The 19,953-nt window shown below is 72.1% G+C and carries 17 protein-coding genes; 3 read left to right on the forward strand and 14 right to left on the reverse strand.

Going from position 1 to position 19,953, the window contains the following annotated elements; genetic code table 11:
- Position 1 precedes the first annotated feature (1 nt).
- The 8 genes from JMJ55_RS13965 to JMJ55_RS14000 form a co-directional block, all read right to left on the reverse strand.
- On the reverse strand, positions 2–1,279 hold the full coding sequence (locus JMJ55_RS13965; RefSeq protein ID WP_202826179.1) for a TRAP transporter large permease: 1,278 nt from the start codon (positions 1,277–1,279) through the stop codon (positions 2–4).
- On the reverse strand, positions 1,276–1,785 hold the full coding sequence (locus tag JMJ55_RS13970) for a TRAP transporter small permease (protein ID WP_202826180.1): 510 nt from the start codon (positions 1,783–1,785) through the stop codon (positions 1,276–1,278). Before JMJ55_RS13970 ends, JMJ55_RS13965 begins: the two co-directional genes overlap by 4 nt.
- Positions 1,782–2,453 carry a cyclase family protein gene (locus tag JMJ55_RS13975; RefSeq protein WP_202826181.1) on the reverse strand — a complete coding sequence of 224 codons (672 nt, stop codon included), beginning with the start codon at positions 2,451–2,453 and terminating at the stop codon, positions 1,782–1,784. Before JMJ55_RS13975 ends, JMJ55_RS13970 begins: the two co-directional genes overlap by 4 nt.
- 3 nt (positions 2,454–2,456) lie before the next feature.
- Positions 2,457–3,449: a TRAP transporter substrate-binding protein gene (locus JMJ55_RS13980; RefSeq protein WP_202826182.1), complete on the reverse strand. Its 993-nt coding sequence runs from the start codon at positions 3,447–3,449 to the stop codon at positions 2,457–2,459.
- Between the two features lie 93 nt (positions 3,450–3,542).
- Positions 3,543–7,331, reverse strand: a complete 3,789-nt coding sequence (locus tag JMJ55_RS13985) for a cellulose biosynthesis protein BcsC (protein ID WP_202826183.1) — start codon at positions 7,329–7,331, stop codon at positions 3,543–3,545.
- Positions 7,332–7,333: 2 nt separating this feature from the next.
- On the reverse strand, positions 7,334–11,812 hold the full coding sequence (bcsA, locus tag JMJ55_RS13990) for a UDP-forming cellulose synthase catalytic subunit (protein WP_202826184.1): 4,479 nt from the start codon (positions 11,810–11,812) through the stop codon (positions 7,334–7,336).
- Entirely contained in the window at positions 11,809–12,630 is an 822-nt protein-coding gene (locus JMJ55_RS13995) for a cellulose synthase operon protein YhjQ/BcsQ (protein WP_202826185.1), read from the reverse strand. The genes bcsA and JMJ55_RS13995 overlap by 4 nt, the downstream gene beginning before the upstream one ends.
- A 16-nt stretch (positions 12,631–12,646) precedes the next feature.
- Positions 12,647–13,162 (reverse strand): hypothetical protein, encoded by a 516-nt coding sequence (locus tag JMJ55_RS14000; protein ID WP_202826186.1) that lies wholly within the window; start codon positions 13,160–13,162, stop codon positions 12,647–12,649.
- 179 nt (positions 13,163–13,341) lie between these two features.
- Between JMJ55_RS14000 and JMJ55_RS14005 the strand changes: the two genes are divergently transcribed.
- Complete coding sequence (locus JMJ55_RS14005; protein ID WP_202826187.1) at positions 13,342–13,494, forward strand: hypothetical protein; 153 nt, start codon at positions 13,342–13,344, stop codon at positions 13,492–13,494.
- 39 nt (positions 13,495–13,533) lie between these two features.
- Entirely contained in the window at positions 13,534–14,202 is a 669-nt protein-coding gene (locus tag JMJ55_RS14010) for a TVP38/TMEM64 family protein (RefSeq protein WP_236033705.1), read from the forward strand.
- Here the strand turns inward: JMJ55_RS14010 and JMJ55_RS14015 are convergent.
- The 4 genes from JMJ55_RS14015 to JMJ55_RS14030 all read right to left on the reverse strand — a co-directional run bounded on the left by JMJ55_RS14015 (position 14,187) and on the right by JMJ55_RS14030 (position 17,584).
- The gene (locus JMJ55_RS14015) at positions 14,187–14,963 is read right to left on the reverse strand and encodes an SDR family NAD(P)-dependent oxidoreductase (protein WP_328702643.1); all 777 of its coding nucleotides are present in this window, start codon (positions 14,961–14,963) and stop codon (positions 14,187–14,189) included. The genes JMJ55_RS14010 and JMJ55_RS14015 overlap by 16 nt on opposite strands.
- Positions 14,960–15,916, reverse strand: coding sequence for an alpha/beta hydrolase (locus JMJ55_RS14020; protein WP_202826188.1), 957 nt, complete (start codon positions 15,914–15,916; stop codon positions 14,960–14,962). The genes JMJ55_RS14015 and JMJ55_RS14020 overlap by 4 nt, the downstream gene beginning before the upstream one ends.
- 94 nt (positions 15,917–16,010) lie before the next feature.
- Positions 16,011–16,898 carry a CDP-alcohol phosphatidyltransferase family protein gene (locus tag JMJ55_RS14025; RefSeq protein WP_328702644.1) on the reverse strand — a complete coding sequence of 296 codons (888 nt, stop codon included), beginning with the start codon at positions 16,896–16,898 and terminating at the stop codon, positions 16,011–16,013.
- The gene (locus JMJ55_RS14030) at positions 16,895–17,584 is read right to left on the reverse strand and encodes a phosphatidylserine decarboxylase (RefSeq protein ID WP_202826189.1); all 690 of its coding nucleotides are present in this window, start codon (positions 17,582–17,584) and stop codon (positions 16,895–16,897) included. Before JMJ55_RS14030 ends, JMJ55_RS14025 begins: the two co-directional genes overlap by 4 nt.
- 47 nt (positions 17,585–17,631) lie before the next feature.
- Between JMJ55_RS14030 and JMJ55_RS14035 the strand changes: the two genes are divergently transcribed.
- Complete coding sequence (locus tag JMJ55_RS14035) at positions 17,632–18,081, forward strand: hypothetical protein (protein ID WP_202826190.1); 450 nt, start codon at positions 17,632–17,634, stop codon at positions 18,079–18,081.
- Here JMJ55_RS14035 and JMJ55_RS31920 read toward each other — a convergent pair.
- On the reverse strand, positions 18,015–19,076 hold the full coding sequence (locus JMJ55_RS31920; protein ID WP_202826191.1) for a LysM peptidoglycan-binding domain-containing protein: 1,062 nt from the start codon (positions 19,074–19,076) through the stop codon (positions 18,015–18,017). The genes JMJ55_RS14035 and JMJ55_RS31920 overlap by 67 nt on opposite strands.
- Positions 19,077–19,131: 55 nt before the next feature.
- Positions 19,132–19,908 carry a hypothetical protein gene (locus JMJ55_RS14045; RefSeq protein WP_202826192.1) on the reverse strand — a complete coding sequence of 259 codons (777 nt, stop codon included), beginning with the start codon at positions 19,906–19,908 and terminating at the stop codon, positions 19,132–19,134.
- Positions 19,909–19,953: the final 45 nt, after the last annotated feature.

Genomic DNA, 19,953 nt, shown 5'->3' on the forward strand with positions numbered 1-19,953 from the left:
CTCACCGCATCCAGCGCAACGGAACCAGGACGATGTCCGGCACCAGCACCAGCAGGAACAGCACCACCAGCTGGGCGATCAGGAAGGGCGTTACCGCCCGGGTGACCCGGCCGAGATCGACCCGCGCCACCGCCGAGGCGACGTTCAGCACCGTCCCCACCGGCGGGGTGATCAGCCCGATCGCGTTGTTCATGATGAAGAGCACGCCGAAATAGACCGGGTCGATCCCCGCCTCCCGCACGATCGGCATCAGCACCGGCGTCAGGATCAGGATGGTCGGGATGAAGTCGAGCGCGGTGCCGACCGCGACCACCAGCAGCATCATCGCCGCCATCAGCAGCACGCGATGGCCCATGAAGGGCTCCAGCAGCGGCCGCACCTGGCCGGGGATGTCGGCGATGGTGATGAGATAGGCGGTGACGGCGGCGCAGGCGACGAGGAACATCACCGCCGCCGTGGTCCGCACCGCGGCGACGAGAACGCCCGGCAGCATGGCCGGCGTCAGCTCCCGATAGCCGAACATGCCGACCAGGATGGCATAGACCGCGGCGACGACGCCGGCCTCGGTCGGGGTGAAGATGCCGAATTTCAGCCCGAGCACGATGATGACGGGCAGGCCGAGCGCCAGCAGCCCGTCGCGCAGAGATTCCGCCGCCTCGGCCCAGGACCGGCGCGGCAAGGGCTCTGCCGACTCGCGGCGGGCCATCAGCGCCCAGGCGATGGCGAGCGACAGGCCGAGCAGCAGCCCCGGCACGACGCCGGCGAGGAAGAGCGAGGTGATGGAGACATTGGCGGCGACGCCGAAGACGATGAAGCCGATGGAGGGCGGGATCACCGGCCCGATCACGCCGCCCGAGGCCATCAGCGCCGCGGCCCGGCCGACATCATAGCCGGCGCGGCGCATCATCGGCACCAGCACGGCGGCGAGCGCCGCGGTATCCGCCACCGCCGAGCCCGAGAGGGAGGAGAGCAGAATTGCCGCCAGCACCGCGACATAGCCGAGCCCGCCGCGCCGGTGCCCAACCAGGGCGAGCGCGAAATTCACCAGCCGGCGCGACAATCCGCCTGCGGTCATCGCCTCTCCCGCCAGCAGGAAGCAGGGCACCGCGAGGAGGGCGAAGCTGTCGGCCGCGTTCAGCATCTGCAGCGCCATCGACTGCGCATCGATGGCATCGAGCTGCCACATCATCACCAGCGAGGAGACGAGCAGCGCGAAGGCCACCGGCATGCCGAGCGCCATGGCGCCGAGCAGCGAGCCGACGAACAGCAGCAGCGTCACGCGCCGGGTTCCGCCAGGACATCGGGTGGGGCCGGCGGGTTCTGCCCGCGCAGCGCGGCGATCAGGTCGGCGAGGATGACAAGGCCGAGCCCCACCCCCGCCACCACCGCGGCCGCATAGGCCCAGCCGAGCGGCAGGCCGGAGACCGGCGCGAGATTGTCGAGATTGAGCAGCGTCTGGGTCCAGGCGCCGCGCAGGAAGACGCCGCAGCAGAGCAGCATCAGCAGGTCCGACAGGATGCGGCAGGCGCGCTGCCCTGCCCGCGGCAGGGCGCGCGCCACGAGGTCGAAGCCGAGATGCCCGCCCTGCCCCATCACGATGACGGCGCCGAGGAAGGTCACCCAGACGAAGAGGAAGCGGGACAGTTCCTCACTGACGGTGATGCCGGAATCGAAGGCGTAGCGCAGCACCACATTGGCGAAGACCATCACGATCATGCCGGCGAGGGCCAGCGCCAGCAGCCCCTCCGCCACCCGCACCGCCGCGCCGACCAGGCGATGGATCACGCGGCGAGGCCCTCGATGGCGAAGATGCGGGCCGGCGCGCCATCGGCACCCGGAATCTTCAGCGGCGCGGCGCAGAGCAGCGTGCGCGGCCCGGCCAGCGCCGTTGTGTTCACCAGATATTCGATCAGGGTGATGCCGGCGCGCAGCACCACGTCATGCGTCACATGCTGCTCGAAGGGCACGCTGATGCCGTCCAGCAGCAGGCGGATCGGGTAGTCCTGCGGAAAATCGAAGGCGACGGCGCTGGGGCGGCGGGCCAGCAGCCATTCCGCCGCCTCCCGCGTCAGCCAGGGCGAGTCGCGCCAGAATTCCGGCGTGTTCGGGTCGCGCTGCCGGTCCCAGGCGGCGGCGAGCAGCAGAATCTCCCCCTCTGCCCCGCCCGGATCGGCGGCGGCCAGGCGCTCCGGCCCGATCGCCTCGCCGGGCGCGGCATCCGCGAGGCGCAGGATGCGGCAGGGGCCGACCACGCGGTCGAGCGGCGTCTCCTCGATGGTCGGGGCATCGGCCAGGATATGCGCCTGCGCGTCCACATGGCTGAAGCCGTGGCAGGCGGCCTCGATCCGGCTGATGCGGAACTGATCGCCCGCCTTGATGTCGCCGGTGACGTTGAGCTGCGTGCGCCAGCGGAAATGCGGCGCGATCGGCATGGAGAGATCGACGACCTGCATCGCTCAGGCGCCCGGCGTCGCGGCGGCGATGGCCTCGGGCAGTTGCGCGCCGTGGCGGGTGGCGAATTCCTGCCGCGTCTCGTCTACGACGAGCTTGGCGAAGGCGTCGCGGTCGGGTGCCTCCACGATCTGCATGCCGCGGCGCTTCAGCTCGGCGAGCGAGCCGGCCTCCGCATCCTCGTTCATCTGCCGCTGCTGCGGCGTCACCTCGGCGGCGGTGGCGATCACCACCTCGCGCTGGGCGGGCGCCAGAGCCTCGAGCCGCGTCTTCGACATGGCCAGGATGCCGGCGGTATAGGCGTGGCGCGTCAGGCTGAGATGCCGCTGCACCTCGAAGAAGCGGGCGTTCAGGATCAGCGTCGTCGGATTCTCCTGCCCATCCACCGCGCGGGTCTCGAGTGCGGTGAAGAGCTCGGTGAAGGGCATCGGTGCGGGATTGGCGCCGAGGAGTTGGAAGGCCTTGATATGCGCCGGGTTCGGCGTGGTGCGGATCTTGAGGCCCCGCAGATCGGCCGGAGTCGCGACGGCGCGGCGGGAATTGGTCACGTTGCGGAAGCCGATATCCCAGAAGCCCAGCGCATGCAGCCCCGCCGGCTCCAGCTCCGCCCGCAACCCATTCCCGATCGGCCCGTCCAGCACGGCGGCAACATGCCGGCGGTCCTGGAACTGGAAGGGCAGGTCGAGCACGTTCAGCTTCGGCGCCAGGCCGGTGAAGAAGGGATTGCCCGTCAGCGCGATATCCAGCGTGCCGCCGCGTGCCGCCGAGATGATGGTCGGGTCGCTGCCGAGGCTGCCATTGGGAAAGACCTGCACGGTCAGCGCGCCGCCGCTGCGTTCCTTCACCAGATCCGCGAAGCGGAGCGAGGCACGGTGCCAGGAATCGGTCTCGGGATGCGGATGCGCGAGGCGCAGGCGGGTGGCCTGGGCACGCGCGGTGCCGAGAACCGCGGGCGCGGCCAACAGGGCCAGCGCCGTGCGGCGGGTGATGGACGCCATTCTGCTCCTCCCTCGGACCTCTGCCGGGCCCGGTTGGTCAGGACGGCATGAAGCGCCGCCGTCGCGGCCTTGGCAAGGGAGGGCCGCCCCGCCTCAGAAGCGGTTGTTGAGCCGGAGCAGCACCCGCGTCTCGTCGAAATTGGCCGCCTTGTCGTAGCGGAAGGCGCCGCCGATGCTGAGCTTCGGCGTCAGCGCATAGTCCAGATCGGCCCGGATGCCGCCGATCAGCCCGCTACGCGACTGGCCGGGGAAGCGGGCGACGATGGTGTTGTCGGCCCGCGCCGCCGCCTCGGCCTGGGCCTGCAGTGCGGCATTGGTCGGGAAGGCGTTGGAGGCATCCTCCCGCCAGTTCACGTAGCCGATCGTCCCGCCGACCCGGTAGCTGAAGTCGCCGATGCGGCTGCGGTAGTCCAGCGGGACATTGATCGCGGTATAGGTCTGCGGGCTGTAATAGCCGCCCTGGCCATAGGTGAAGTAGCGCAGGTTCCGGTCGAAGCCGAAATAGACCAGGTCGAGGCCGGTGGTCAGCTCGGTATCGCCATCGCGGAGGATGGGGTAGCCGAAGCCCGCCCCGCCCTCGATCCGGCTGTTGCTGGCAACGCCGTCGCCCTCGTAGCGGGCATAGCCGCCGCCGGCATAGATGTAGCCGCGGCCGACCGGAATCTCGACCTGGCCGCGCCCGCCGCTGCGGGTCACGCCGCCCCAGAACCGCCCCTGCCGGCTGTCCTTGACGCCGGCCCAGGAGAGCAGGCTGTCGGTGATCGCCCGCCGCTCTGCGGTGAAGCGCAGGCGGAGATTGTCGGTCACCGCCGGGGCCAGTTCCACCCCGCCCAGCACATTGGTCGCGTGGAAGCCGAGCGGCGAGGTCCCGACATCGAGCTTCAGCCAGTCCGACGCCGTATAGCCGAGCGAGAGCCCGATGCCGGATGCGGTGCTGTTCGAATTGGCCGAGCCGCCGCCCAGCAGGTTGCTGCCGAAGCGCTGCCGCGTCGACGCGTCATTGCCAAGCCTGCCGCTGTCGATGGTCACCGGGCTGACCGTGGCACTCAGCCTGCCGCCGATCCCGCCCGGCGCGACCGAGGCGGTGACAGCGCCCGAGATCTCCTGCAGCCGGTCGATGCCGGCCGAGCCGGAGCGGGACCGGCCGCCGACCGTTGCCTGGAGGCGCGGCGCCGTCTGATCCTCGATCGCGGCAAGCTGGGTGGCGATGTCGCGCGCCACCGGATCGGCGGGCTGCGCCACGATTGGGCCGCGTGCCATCGGCGTCGTCATGCCGCCGCGGGCGAAGGGATTCTCCATGCCAGGGAAGGAGACCGGCTGTGCCGCACCGCCGGCCTGGGCGAGGACGGGCCGGCCCAGCTCCTGCTGGCGCTGTACCGCCGCCGTCTCCAGCGCCCGCCGCGCCCGGCTGTCCTGTCCGAAGGCGCGGGCCACGCGGGCTTCCAGCACCGTCGCCCGCGCATCCTGCGGGGCGAGCGCCAGGCCCTCGGCCACCAGCGCCTCGGCCCGCGCCCGGTCGCGCATGCCGATCGCCGCATCCACCGCGCTGCGCCGCGCATCGAGGTCGCGCGGGTCGCGCGCCAGCACCTCCTCGGCCACCAGCAGCGCCTCGCCCGGCCGGCGGGCGCCCTGGTAGAGCCGGGCCAGCGCGAGGCGCAGCTCCGGATTCTGCGGGTTGCCGGCCAGGGCCGGGCGCAGCCGTTCGAAGGCCTGGGCCTGGTCGCCCGCCTCGTTCAGCCGGTCGGCGGCGCGGATGGCGATGCCGGTGCGGAGCGAGGCGAGGTCGCGCTTCTGGTCGGCCGGCAGGCTGGTCTGGTCGGCGGCATCGGCCAGCGCCGCCGCCTCCGCCTCCAGCCCCGCCCCCAGCAACGCGCTGGCAATGGCGAGCTGCGCCCGGCCGCCACCGCTGCGGTTCACCGTCTGGCCGATCCGCCCCGCCTCGGCGGCGCCGTAGCGGTCATTGGCATCGGCGAAGGCGCGAATGACGGCCGCCACGGTGGTGCCAGAGGGGTCGGGCCGTGCCGCCAGCATCAGCAGCCGCTGCCGCCCATCCAGGCCGCTGCCGGTGCCGAGCATGGCGGCGGCGCGCGCCACCTCCGCCTGGGTCCGCGCCCGCTGCTGCAGCCGCGCCATGTCCGGGCTGCGGCGGCCGGGCGGGATGCGGTTGACCAGAGCCTCGACATCGGCCGGGCGGCCATCCTCATCGGCGAAGAGCGCGGCGGCCATCAGCGTCTCGGGGCCGGCCTGGCGCACCGCCAGCTCCTCGACCAGCGCCCGCCCCTCCCCGGCGCGGCCCTGCCGGCGCAGCGCGCGGGCAAGGTCGAGCCGCACCCAGGGGTCGGAGGGCGCGATCGCCATGGCGTTGCGCAGCAGGGCGCCGGCGATGCCGGGATCGCCGCTGCGCGCGGCTTCCTCGCGCAGCTGGGCCACCTGGGCATCGGCCGGGGACTGCACCGGGCGCGGCTGGTTCACCGCCACGATCTCGGAGACCCGACCCTGGGCCCGGAGCGCCTGGTTCAGCCCCAGCTGGGCGGGCGCGAAACCGGGGCGGCGGGTGAGTGCGGTGCGGAAGCGCTGCTCCGCCGAGGCCGGGTCGTTGCGCTTCAGCGCCAGCTCGCCCAGCGCCACCTCGGCATCGGTCTTGTCCTCGGCCTCGCGCCGGACGGCGCGGCGCAGCACGGCATCGGCCTCATCAAGCTTGCCGGCGCGCAGCAGGGCGCGGCCCTCAGCCAGCTCGGCGCCGTAGCTGGCACCGTCCAGCGCCCGCTGCCATTGCGCGGCGCGGGCCGGGTCGGCGGCGATGGCGCGCTCCAGCAGGGACCGTGCCTCGGCCGTCTTGCCCTCCCGCAGGCGGACGATGCCGAGGCCGCCTAGCGCATCGGCGTCATTGGGGTTGGCGGTCAGCGCGGTTTCGAATTGCCGGTTGGCGTCGCGCAGCCCGCCGCCCTCCAGCCGGGCGAAGCCCTCGCGCCGCGCATCGGCGCCCGGATCGGGCGGCGTGGCCGGCACGCGGGAGGCCTCGGCGCGGCGGCGCAGATCGGCATCCTCGGGGAAGCGCTGGAGGTAGTTGTCCACCTGCGGCGAGGCGGCGGGATCGCCGATGCCCCAGACCAGCGCCTGCCGCCAGGCGCGCCGTGCTTCGGCGCCGATGCCCGGCTGCTCGGCCAGTTCGGACAGGCGGCGGATGCCCTCGGCGCGGGTCTGCGGCTGGTACGTCAGGGTCTGCGCATAGGCGAGGCGGGCGCGGGCATCGGCATTCGGCCGCTCGGCCAGGCGCTGCAGGCCGGTCGTGCCCTCCCGCGCGCCGGCATCGGTGCCGGCCAGGGTCTGGTAGTATTCGAGGGCGAATTGCTCCGGCGGCCCCTCCCGCCCGAACAGGCTGCGGTAGCGGGCGGCGGCATCGGCCGCCTTGCCATCACGAGCCAACTGCCGGGCGGCATCGAGCGCGGAGCGGTCAATGGTCGCCCCCCGCACCGCGCTGTCCACCTGGGCCCGCTGCTCCTCCGTGCCGCCGGCGGCGCGGAGCCGGGTGAGATAGGCCGCGGCGGCGGTGCGGTTGTCGCGCGCCGCCTCGATCCGCGCGGCGACCGCCAACGCATTCGCATTGCGCGGATCGGCCGCCAGGGCCCGCTCGATCGAGGAGGCAGCGAGATCGGCGCGGTCCTGGCTCAGCCAGCGCTCCGCCTGGCGGATGAGGAGGTCGACCCCGGCCCGGGTCTGGGCCGGGGCCGCGGCGACGAGGCTGGGCTGGGCCGGCGGTTCCGGCGTCTGGGCCGCAGGAGTCGGGGGTGCGGCAGTCGGGGCCGGCGTCTGCGCCAGCCCGGCCAGCGGTGCCGCCAGCCCGGCAAGGGTCAGGGCCCAAGGTGCAAGCGGCTTCCGCATCGTCAATGCGCCTTCTCGACCGGCGTGCGCGCCCGGAGCCGCATCGCCGCACGGCGCCGCAGCATCCAGTAGAAGGATCCGCCCATGGCGAAGGCGGCCGCCAGCAGCAGCAGCATCGCCCGTTCCGGATGGTTGCCCATCCAGACCTGCGGCAGGAGCCACCAGGGCAGGTCGCCCACATCGTAATGCGGCATGGCGGTATAGGCGGCGACTGGGCCGCCGGACATGACGACGACATCGCCCTGGATGCGGCGGGACTGCACCGGGTCGCGCATCGCCCCGGCCATCGCCGCCAGCGCCGCCTGGCTGGCGCCGGTGATGGCAACGATGGAGCGACCGGATTGCAGCGGGCTCTCGGCGCCGATGATGGCGCCCAGCCCCTCCCCGCCATCCGACAGGGCGGCGGCGGCGCGGTTGCGATCGGCACGCGACGGCGCGCCGAGGAAGACCGCCCGCACATCCTGCAACATGTCCGGCAGGGCGAGCACCAGCCGCTCGCCTTCCAGCTTCACCGGCGTTTCCTTCAGCAGGGTATTCAGCGCCGGCGAGCGGCCGAGCGGCCCGACCACCAGCAGGTCCCGCCCCGCAACGGATTGCAGCGCATTGGCATGCACCACCTGCAACCCGGTCGCCGGCAGGCCGACGATGACCGAAAGCTGGCCGATCAGGTCGAGGAAGAGCTGCATCTCGGTCGCGCTCGGCCGCTCCGGCAGCACCGCGGCGGTGCCGGAGAGATCGGCATAGCGGGTGAAGGGGAAGCCGGCCGAGGCGAAGAAGCCGAGATTGGGCATCCGCGCATGGCGGTGGATGCGGCGGAGATCGATGGTGCTGTCCGGCTCCACCGAGGCCCGCAGATCGCCCGGCGTCGCCACGCATTCGCCGCGCGCCAGCGGCCGCATGTCGAAGCGAAGCTGCAGCTCGTCGCGGCCGAGCAGCAGGTAGGGCGGCACCGTCGCGCTGCCGCTGCGGATCTCCGGATCGCCGAAGATGCGGCGGCGGATCTCCTCGAAGGGCCACCACAGCTCCCCGGGCGAAAGCGGCAGCGAGCGCAGATAGGCCTCGGAGACGGAGACATCGAGCCGCGAGGCGGCGATGTCGATCACTGGCCCTGGCGGGGCGCGGAAGCGAAGATCGACCGGGAAGCCGCGATTGCGCCAGGTGAAGATGTCCGGCGAGGTCCGCAGTGGGACGCGGATCGGCGCCGGCGCATAGCCGCTGCCCTGCAATTCCTGCCGCTCGACCAGGCTGCCGAGGGTGACCACGCGGTCGGTCGCCACCCATCGCGGCGAATCATAGGGCTGGCGCGGCGCGATGGTCGGCGGCGCGACGCGGGCCATCTCGCCGGCCAGGGCGGCGCGGCCGACCGCGAGCGCGCTGGCCGCAGCAGAGACTTCCGCTTCGGTTCGCCCGCCCAACACCAGCAGCGTGCCATAGCTGTCATTCGGGTTGGCGACCATGGCGATGGTCGGCCCCTCGAAGCGGGGCAGGGCGAGGCCCGGCACGGCATCGGCCCCGACCGCGATCACCAGCGCATCGCCCCGGGTCGGCGGGGCACGCTCCACCGGGAAGGTCGCGCCGCGGTAATCCGCCTGCACCGCGAACCAGGAGGAAGCGATGGCGGCGGCGCGCAGCCCGGCCGGGCCGGTGCCCTCGGCCAGCACCACCGGCAGGGTCAGCATCCCGCGCAGCACCCGCCGGTCGAAGAGCGGTTCGGGCAGGCGGGCCAGGTCGCGCTGCGGCGGCAGCCGCTCGATCCTCATCGCCACCGTCGAGAGGTCGGAGACGGTGGCCCAGAGGAGGCCCGAGAGCGGGTCGTTGCACTCCACCGCATAGCGACCGGAGAAGCGGAAATTCAGCCGGTTGATCTCGCTGAAGAAGAGCGGGTCAAGCGGGAATTCGAGCGGGCCGAAGGCCTGCCGCGCCGGATCGACCGGGATGGTGCCGACATACTGCTCATTCAGGGAGATGGCGATCTGCGAGAGCGATGGGATCAGCGCCGGCGAGGTGCCGCCGGAGACGGACAGCTTCGCCTCGGTCACAACCTCATCGGCGCGCAGGCCGAATTGCACGCCCTGGAGGTCGGACACGCCGCGCAACTGCATCGGCCCGCCGAGGCCAAGCTCGCGCAGCGTCGGGCGGATCTCCCGCACGCCATCGACGGCATCGGTGAAGCCCGGCCGGGCCGGCGCTGCGGCTGCGGGCGGCGGCGCCAGGGAGGGCAATGCCGCCGGGCCTTGCGCCAGCGCCGCTGGCGCCGAGAGCAGCAGGGCGGCGAGCGCGGCACCTGCCACCGAGGCAGCGCGCCGGCGCGGCTCCACCACGTCGGAGACGCGGGCCGGGGCAGCCGCCGCGGCCGGGCCTGGCCGCTGCACGGATTTGGTCGGGAAGGCGATACGGTATTTGCGGAACACGGCATCGGCAGTCGCCAGCACCACATTCAGCAGGGAGCGCAGTGGCCGGTCCACCGGCCAGTCGTCCCAGTGCAGCCAGGCATCCGGCCGGCCGAAGAAGACGCGGGCGACAGCGGCCTCATCGGCCAGGGTCTCGACCACAAAGCGCAGGAAGACCTCGTCATCCACCCAGCGCAGAACCTCGGCCTGCACCTCGATCACCTCGCCGCAGGTCTCGAAGGCGATGGTCGCGCGGTCGCCATCGGCGGTGCCGAGCGGCCGGGCCAGGGTGATGCGGGCACCGGAGAGGGAGATGTTCGAGCTATGCGCCTTGATAGTCTCGCCACTGGCCAGCCTGAGGGTGGCCGGCACCACCGCATCGGTCCGGGCGCGGACGCGCATCTGCTCCCTCTCACGCCCCACCGCCACCGCGGCCGAGGCGGGGATGACGCAGAGCGCCGCCCAGATGGTGTTCAGCAGATAGGCGCGGAATTGCAGGGTGGAGCTGTCGGTGATGATGATGCCGACGATGCCGATGACGAGGCCGACCAGCAGCAGCCCGGTGAGGATCACCATGGCCATCACGGTCGGCAGGTCGAGATAGCCTTCCTCCACCATGCCGCCCTTGTCGGTGACGTTGAACTTGCCCTTGGTCGGGTCCCAGAGCGTCTTGAAGGTCACCGGGATGAGCTGCCAGGCGAGCGAGGCTTCATAGATTTCCGACCAGAAGGAATGGCGGTGCCGCCCGTTCAGCCGCGCCGTGGTGGCGACCGCATGGAACATGTGCGATCCGGCATAGGCGATGATGCCCAAGGGGCTCGCCGCGATCACGCTCTCGCCAAAGAACAGGAAGGCGAGCGGCGAGGTGAGGAAGATCAGGCGCGGGATGGCGAAGAGGAAGCCGAAGCCGCCCATGAAGTAGCAAAGCCGCTGCCACCAGCCGAGGCCCTCGGCCACGATGGTCTTCTCCAGCCGCATGATCTGCATCATGCCGCGCGCCCAGCGCATCCGCTGCCCGACATGCAGCGAGAGCCGCTCCGTCGCCAGGCCCGAGGCCAGCGGCAGGCGGATATAGGCGGTGTGCCAGCCGCGCTTCTGCATCAGCAGGGAGCAGTGGCAGTCCTCGGTGACGGTGATGTGCGGCACGCCACCCACTTCCTCGAGCGCGGTGCGGCGGATGACGGCGCAGGACCCGCAGAAGAAGGCGGCGTTCCAGAGGTCATTGCCCGGCTGGATGGCGCCGTAGAACAGCAAGCCCTCATTCGGCACCGGCCGCTTGCGGGCCAGGTTCCGCTCGAACGGGTCGGGCGAATAGAAATAGTGCGGCGTCTGCACCATGGAGATCCGCGCATCCCGCACCAGCCAGCCGACCGTGAGCTGGAGGAAGGCCCGCGTCGGGGCATGGTCGCAGTCGAAGATGGCGATGAACTCGCCCTTGGTGTGGCGCAGGGCGTGGTTGATGTTGCCGGCCTTGGCGCCCTTGTTGTCGGGGCGGATGACGTAGCCGCAGCCGCAATCCTCGGCGAATTTGCGGAATTCGGGGCGGCGGCCGTCATCCAGGATGTAGACGTTCAGCTTGTCCCGCGGCCAGTCCATGTTCATCGCCGCCAGCACGGTCGGCCGCACCAGGTCGAGCGATTCGTTGTAGGACGGGACATAGACATCGATGCTCGGCCAGAGCGCCGGATCGGCCGGCAGCGGCACCGGCTTGCGGTCGAGCGGCCAGGAGGTCTGTAGGTAAGACAGCGCCATCAGCAGGCCGGCATAGAGCTCGGCCAGGAACAGCATCACGCCCAGCACGGTCTGCAGGATGCTGTCGAATTCCAACGTCTCGGTGGCGCGCCAGAACAGGTAGCGGAAGGTGATGGTGATCGACATCACCACCAGCACCAGCCCGATCCGCCGCGAGGCAAAGCGGTTCAGCACCAGGAAGACCAGGATGCCGGTGGCGGTCAGCAGCGCCTGCTGCTCGGCATCCATCGGCAGGGTGATGTAGGTGGCGCAGCCGAACAGGCCGAGGCCGATCAGCACGGCGCGGAGCGCCCGGGCACGCAGGCTCGGGGGCGCCGGGAAGCTGGCGGCGGCGCTCATCGCAGGCCCCAATCGGCCAGGGCCGAGAAGCCGCCGCGGCGGCGCGCCCCCGGCAGTGGCAGGCGCAGCCGGGCGGCGATGGCATCGGTGACGGCGTGCAGATCCTCGGCGCCGGGCCCGTCCCGGTCCTCCAGCAGCATGCGCTTGTCGGCCAGCGCCTCGGCGACCGCATCGTCGCGGCAGACCGCGCCGATCAGCCGGGTGCCGAGCGCCTGGGCCGCGCCGTCGAAGACCGCGCTGGCCAGCGGCGCATCGAGATCCACCTGGTTCAGCACCACCACCGCCTTCTCGCCCGCCCGCGCCGCCAGCCTTCCGCGGCCGAGCCAGCGATTGGAGATGATCTGCGGAATTTGCGCCGCGCTCGCGGCATCGGCCAGCAGCACCACCACCATCAGGTCGATCATGGGTAGCAGCGCGCTCATTGCCGGGGTCGGGCCCGGCGGGTTGTCGAGGATGACCACCTGGTCGGGATCGGCCAGCATCTCCCGCACCGGCGCGGCCAGCAGCTCCGGCTCGGCATGCAGGGCTTGGGCGGTCTCCAGCGCGGTCAGCGGATCGACCGTGCCATAGGGCAGCAGGCGCACGCCGACCGGCGTCTCCACCATCGCCTGGCGCCAGGCGGTCTGGCGGGTGATGGCCCCGAGGAAGCCAGCCTCCTCGCGCAGTGGCAGGCCGAATTGCAGACGCAGCGCATTCTGCGGGTCGAGGTCGATGGCGAGGACGCGATGGCTGCGGGCGGCCAGCAACGCCGCGACATGCGCGGCGAGGGTGGTCTTCCCGACACCGCCTTTGGGCGAGACGAAGGCGATCAACGGCATGGTCGAGGGCGGCCCTTCAGCCTGGCCAGGCGCGGCGCGGCATGGCGCCCCGCGGTGGTGGGGATGGCATGGCGCGTGGCGGAGCGGCCGCGGGGGCTGGTGCCGAGGCGGCGGCATTCAGCGCCGACATGGCGGAGCGCGGCACGCGGCGTGGAGTGACGGCTGGCGGCGCGGTCACCGGCTGCGGCTCAGTGGCCTGCACCGGCGCGGGACTGAGTTCCTCCAACATGCGGAAACGGTGCGGCGCGGCCGGGACCGGAGGCGGCGGTGCCTGCCGGACCGCAACCGGGACTGCGGCCATGGGTAGCGGCTCGGGCTCCGGTTCCGGCGGCGCCACGGCGACGGCCATGGTCATGACCGGCTCCGGTACGGGCTCCGGTGCGGGGGCCGCCACGGCCTGCTGCTCTGGCTCGGGGTCCGGCTCTGGTTCCGACAGGATCGGCACGGGGTCGATCCCGACGGGCGCGAAGGGAAGGTAGCGAAATGCCCGCAGGTCGCAGGCAGCAGCCACCCTTGCGACTTCACGCTCCACGGTCGAGCTGTCCCCTTAGCAATATGTTCACAGTGTAGTGCCTAAATGCAGACATCACCATGCCGGCAACTCCATTTCCCACTTCTTAGCTTCGCGCTGTGGCTTCGCATGGTCGGTGCAACCTTTCCCATTGCGCGAGATGGTGGGATAGAATACATCCTCCAGTAGAATTAGTGCGCTTGGAGTTCACCGCCATGCTGATTGAAGCCAGCTCCATCACGACACGCTATGGCCAGACCGGCCGGACCAGCACGTTGCGCTACGTCGCCGGTGGGGCGATGGTGCTGGTCGTGCTGTTCGGCCTGTTCCTCCTTGCCGGTCTGGATATCTGAATCATCCATCTGCTGCGTGACCGCCGGCTCTGGCTGGCGTTGGCGGCCATCGCCATCATCCTCGGCCTGCGCCTCTCCGGTGCAGCCGACTTCCTCTCGCTCGATACGTTGCGCAGCCATCGGGCCGAGCTCACTGCCTGGGTCGGCGCGCGGGGGCTGATCGCCGCCTGCGCCTATGTCGCGCTCTATGCGGCGGTGGTTGCGCTTTCCATCCCCGGCGCGGTGATCCTGACCCTGACGGGCGGCTTCCTCTTCGGCGCCCTGGCTGGCACGCTGCTCGCGGTGGCGGGGGCGACGCTCGGTGCCGTGCTGGTCTTCCTCCTCGCCCGCGCCATCTTCGGTGAGGCGGCGCTCGACCGCTTCGGGGACCGCGCCCGGCGCCTGGCCGAGGGCATCCGGCGCAATGCCCCGTCCTATCTGCTGGTGCTGCGGCTGGTGCCGCTGTTTCCCTTCTTCCTGGTCAACCTGGTGCCGGCCTTCGCCGGGGTGCGGCTGCCGGTCTTCGCCGCCACGACCTTCGTCGGCATCCTGCCAGGCACTGCGGTTTTTGCCCTTTCAGGCGCCGGGCTGGGCGCGGTACTGGATTCGGGCGGGCCGCTCGAGCTCCGCAGCATCCTGACGCCGCAGGTGCTCGCGGCGCTCTGCGGGCTGGCGGCCCTCTCCCTCGCTGCGATCCCGCTGCGGCGGCGGTTTCAGAGGGCCGAGTAGCCCCCATCCACCGTCCAGTTGGAGCCGGTGACGAAGCTCGCCCGGTCGGAGCAGAGCCAGACCACCGCCTCGGCAATCTCCTCAGGCACGCCGAAGCGGCCGAGCGCGGTGCGGGCGGTGATCGCATCGCCGCGCCGGCGCTTCGATTCCTCGGTCATCGGCGTCTCGATATAGCCGGGGCAGACCGCGTTGATGCGGATGTTCTCCTTCGCATGGTCCACCGCGGCGGCCTTGGTCAGGCCCACCACGCCATGCTTGCCGGCGACATAGCCCGCCGCGCCCGGCAGCCCGACCAGCCCGGCGACCGAGGCGGTGTTGACGATGGCGCCACCGCCCTGCTGGCGCATCTGCGCCACCTCATGCCGCAGGCAGCGCCAGACGCCGGTCAGGTTCACCTCCAGCAGCCGCAGCCAGGCGGCTTCCGGCATGTCGGCCATGAGCACGCCACCGGCGTTTACCTGGTGCGGCGCGATGCCGGCATTGTTGAAGGCGCAATCCAGCCCGCCGAAGGCCGAGACCGCGGCCGCCACCATGGCCTGCACCGCCGCATCGTCGGTAACATCGACGGCGATGGCGACCGCCTGGCCACCCTTCGCCTCGATCGCGGCGACGGTGCGCTGCGCCGCCTCCAGCGTCAGGTCGGCCGCCGCCACCCAGGCGCCTTCCCGGGCGAAGGCCAGCGCCGTCGCCCGGCCGATGCCGGAACCGGCGCCGGTCACCAGCGCCGACTTGCCGTCCAGCATGCCCTTCGCCGGCGTCACAGCACCGGCTCCGCATCCCAATGGTGGCGCAGCGAGAGCGCCGCCTGCCGCAGCACCATGGCCGAGGCGGGGATGAAGCGGCCCATGGTCAGGAAGGCATGGATCTGGTCGGCGACATAGAGATAGGTGACATGCACCCCATCAGCCTCCAGCCGGCGTGCATAGGCCGCGCCCTCATCGACCAGCGGGTCGTAGCCCGCGGTCATGACGAAGGCGGGCGGCGTGCCGGCGAGGCTGTTGGCGCGCAATGGCGAGGCCTGCCATTCGAAGCGCCGCTGCGGGTCCGGCGCGTAATGGCCGATGAACCAGCGCATGGTGTCGCGGGTGAGGATGAGGCCCTCGGTGAAGCGCTCATAGGCCGGGTGATGCCCCGCCATATCGGTCGCCGGATAGAGCAGCATCTGGTAGCCGACCGCGGGCACCGTGCCGTCGCGGCCCATGATCGCCAGGACGGCGGCAAGGTTGCCGCCGGCGCTGTCGCCGCCGACCGCCATCTTGGCCGGATCGATGCGAAGCTGGGCGGCATTCGCCACCACCCAGCGCAGCGCCGCGGCGCTGTCCTCGACCGCCGCCGGATAGGGGTGTTCCGGTGCCATCCGGTAATCGACCGCGATGACCGAGCAGCGCGCCGCATTGGCCAGCAGCCGGCAAGGCTGGTCATGGCTGTCGAGATCGCCGATCACCCAGCCGCCGCCATGGAGGAACAGCAGGCAGGGCAGCACCTCCGCGGCCTCGGTCCCCGCCGCGCGGTAGCGGCGCAGCCGGACCGGGCCGTGTGGGCCGGGGCAGGTGAGGTCCTCGACCTCGGCCACCGCCTCCCCCTCGGGTTGCAGCACGCTTCGGGACTTGGCGGAGGCGGCACGGGCCTCCTCCGGGTTCAGTGTATGGATGGGCGGGCGGCCCAGCTCGCGGATCAGGTCGAGGACGCGCTGCGCGCCAGGGTCGATGGGCATGAGGTTCGCCTGTCCAGGTCTGGGGCGGCGCTCCGGCCACCCTGGTCGCGGAAAAGCCTAGCCTCCTACCGGATGCGGTGGGAAGGGCAAGCCTTCACCCCGACTGGCCTTCGCCTCCGCTCACCACCACCGGCTCCAGCATCGATTCCGCCTCGCGCTTCAGCTGCCGGTAGCTGCGGGCGGAGAAGGGCAGCATGCCGCCATAGATCAGCCCGCCAGCCGCCAGCGCCGCCCAGGGCTCGGTCAGCAGCACCGCCACATAGGCGCCGATGCCGAGCAGCAGCGGCAGCACGTAATCCGCCGGCACCTTGAAATTCTTGAAGCTCCAGGTCGGCACGGTCGAGACCATCAGCCCGCCGACCACCACCAGCAGCAGGCCGGAGAAGACCGGGTGCCGCACCGCGCCGGCCAGCCCGGCCCAGCCCCAATCCTCGAAGAGCAAGGCGGCGAACAGCGGGAACAGCGCCAGGCCGGCCCCCGCCGGCGCCGGCACGCCGGTGAAGAAATTCTGCGAATAGGCCGGCTTGGGCGGCGGCCCCGCCAGCGGCAGGGCCGGGGCATCGACGATCGAGGCATTGAACCGCGCCAGCCGCAGCGCCGAGCAGACGGCGAACAGCAGGCAGGGCGTGAAGCCGAGCCCCCGCGCATCATGCAGCGTCCAGAGGAACAGGATCAGCGCCGGCGCCACGCCGAAGCAGAGGAAGTCCGACAGGCTGTCGAATTCCGCGCCGAACCGGCTGGTCGCCTTCAGCAGCCGCGCCAGCCGCCCGTCCAGCGCGTCGATCGCGGCGCAGACCACGATGAGCGCCGCCGCCTTCTCCCAATGCGCATCGAGGGCGAAGCGGATGGCCGTCAGCCCGGCACAGAGGCCGAGCAGGGTCATGATGTTCGGGATCAGCCGGTTGAAGGACGGCCCCTTGTAGCGGGGCCGCGTCCGCGGCCGGAACCGCCGCAGCCGGCCACGGAAGCGCGGGCCGTTCACGGCGCGGCCCGCGGCGGCAGCAGATCGGCGATCACCGTCTCGCCGCCGATCATGGTCTGGCCGACCTCGACCAGCGGCCGCACGCCTTCCGGCAGATAGACATCGGTGCGGCTGCCGAAGCGGATGATGCCGAAGCGGTCGCCCGCCTGCACCGGCTCGCCCTCGCGGATGTCGCAGAGGATGCGCCGCGCGACCAGTCCGGCGATCTGCACCACCGCCAGGTCCCGCCCATCCGGCAGGGCGATGGCGATGGCATTGCGTTCGTTGTCCTCGCTCGCCTTGTCGAGATTGGCGCTGAGGTATTTGCCGTGCCGGTAGGCGATGCGGGTCACGCGGCCATCCACCGGCACGCGGTTCACATGCACATCCATCACCGAGAGGAAGATCGCCACCCGCCAGCGCGGCGCGGGGCCGAGGCCGAGCTCGGCCGGCGGCACCGCCGGCATGACGCTGACCACATGCCCATCGGCCGGGGCCAGCACCAGCCCCTCCCGCCCCGGCGGCACGCGCCGCGGGTCGCGGAAGAAATACAGGCAGAAGAGGGTGAAGATCAGCCCCAGCCAGAACAGCCAGCTACCGAGCAGCAGCCCGCCGATGATGCCGACCGCCGCGCCGATGAGGATGAAGGGGGTACCAGCCCGGTGCGGCGGAGCCAGCACGAGCCGCAGACTTTGTCCAAGGGCCATGGCGGCGGTTTATGGTGTCTTCACGCTCGCGCGGCAAGCTGCACGGCATGCAAGCCACCCTGCCCCAGGACCTGACCCTCGGTCCCTTCGCCGTTGACCGGGACGGCAGCCTCCGCCCGCGCGAGCCGGGCCTTCGCCCCGCCATGCGCTTCGCCTGGCGCGGCCGCTGCTGCGAGGCGGCGCTCGGGCCGGAGGAGGTGCAGCTCTCGGCCATCGCCGCGCGCATCCCCTCCACCGCCGAGGCCGGCCCGGCCCGGCCCGGCGCCTTCGCCGCCATCGCCGCCCTGCCCGGCAGCCTGCCGCCCGGCTGGCGGGCCCGGCTGCTGCCCGATCACCGGGTCCAACTGGAAACCCGCGCTCCACTTTCGGACTCGCCGACGACGGTCGAGCTGCTGGCGGCCATGGTGCGCTTCGCCCTGGCGCTCGACCCCTATCTGGAGCGGCTGGATTCTGCCTGCGGCCCGCCCTCGGGCACGGCGAAGACCTGGCCGGGATAGATCAGCCGCGGTTCGCGGATCTGGTCGCGGTTGGCGGCATAGATCACCGTGTAGCGCAGGCCCCGGCCATAGACCTGGCGGGCGATGCGCCAGAGGCTGTAGCCCGGCTGCACGATGACCTTGCCGTCGCGCAGAATCTCCTCCGAGATCGCCTCGCGCTGAAAGGGCAGCTCGATCCGTGCCGCGACCGAGCCTGCGGCGGCGAGCTGGTCGACCCGAAGGGTATGCCGCCCGAGGCTCGGCTGGTGCTCGGGCGTCAGGCTCCAGCGCCCGGCCGGATCGGCCACCGCATCGCCGGCATGGTCGGGCCCGACATAGACCCGCAATTTCGAACCCGGCGGGGCGCTGCCGGCGAAGCGCATGCCGCCCTGGTCGTCGTAATCCACCACATCGAGGCCAAGGCGCTGCCGCTCCGGCGCCACCTCCGCCGGGGTCTGCAAGAGGCGGGGATTGGCGGCGGCACCGGCGGTCGGCGGCAGCAGCATGGCCATCGCCGGGCGGCCGGCCGGCGCCTCGGGCTGCGGCGCCGGCGGTTCCGGCACCAGCAGCAACACGGTGTCCTCGGAGGCGACCGCCTCCCCGCCCGCCAGCCGCGCCAGCAGGGAGAGTTCGCGCAAGCCCGGCGGCAGCGGCTCGGCCGGCAGGATCACCCATTCGCCGCGGCCATCGGCCCGGGCGCGGCCGATCTCCCGCCCGCCTTCCAGCAGCGTGACCTCGGCGGTCGGCGCAGCGCGGCCGGCGGTGACCAGCATGCCGCGGGCGCCGACCCGGGCAACATCGAAGCGTGGCGGCTGCGGCGCCGGCTGGGTCGGGGCAGTGGGCGGCGGCAGCGCCGCCACGATCGGGGCGGCAGGCCGGGCTGCGCTCGAAGCCTGGGGCCGCGGCGTCTCCGGCAGCAGCCAGAGCAGCGTTCCACCTCCCGCCAGGACGCCCAGCCCCAGCAGGCCAATCAGCTTCATCGCGCCGCCATAGACCATGGTCGCCTGCACCGCCACCCGGTCACCGCCATCCGGTGACTGGATGTTACCATACAGTTAATGCCGCGATCCATCAGTGTCCGCGATGCAATAACCAAACGAAAATCAACGGGAGCAGCCCGGCGATGGCCCAGCCGATAGGCTCCCCGGCCCGGCCACCGAAGCGCCCGCTCAGCGCCGGGCCGAGCCAGAGCGCGGCGAAGGGCGCTGCGGCCACCAGCCAATCCGCGGTGCCGCCCCGGGCCAGGATCGGCCCGGCCGCGAGCGCGGCGAGACCGATGGCGACGGGCAGTGCCGGTGCCACCCCCCAGGCCCCGCCCGGCCAGGCACCGAGCGCGGCGGCGATGCCGACCAATGCCAGCAGGAACCAGGGCCCCGGCGGCCCGAAGAACCAGAGCCCAGCCGCCAGCAATGCCAGGGCCGCCGCGCCACCAAGCGGCCCACGCAGCGCCAGCAGCGCCGCCGCCCCTGCCGCGGTGATCGCCAGCAGCGGCACCATCGCCCGCCGCAGATCCGCCAGCGTCAGCGGCCCACCCGCCAGCCACCAGCCGGCGCCGAGCAGGCCGAGCCCGGCCAGCAGCGCCGCCACCCAGCCGCGCCGCCCGGCCAGGGCCAGCACCAGCCCGGCCAATGCACCGCCGATCGCCAGCGCCGGCAGCCTTTCCGGCAACTGCCGCGGCGTGCCGGTGACGAGGCCCAGCGCCAGCACCCAGCCCAACGCCAGGCCGAGCCCGGCCCCGAGCGCCGCCAGATCGCCCCGCCGCAGCAGGCGGAACAGGCCGGACCAGAGCAGCGCCGCGACCAGCGCCGCCGCAACGCCGCGCCAGGGCAGCAGGGCCGCGAGGCTCATGCCGCCCCGCGCCGGGCTGCGCCGCGAGGCGCCACCCTGTATGCT

Origin of the sequence: Belnapia mucosa, assembly GCF_016775475.1 — a bacterium.
In the GTDB taxonomy this organism is placed as follows: Bacteria; Pseudomonadota; Alphaproteobacteria; order Acetobacterales; family Acetobacteraceae; genus Belnapia; species Belnapia mucosa.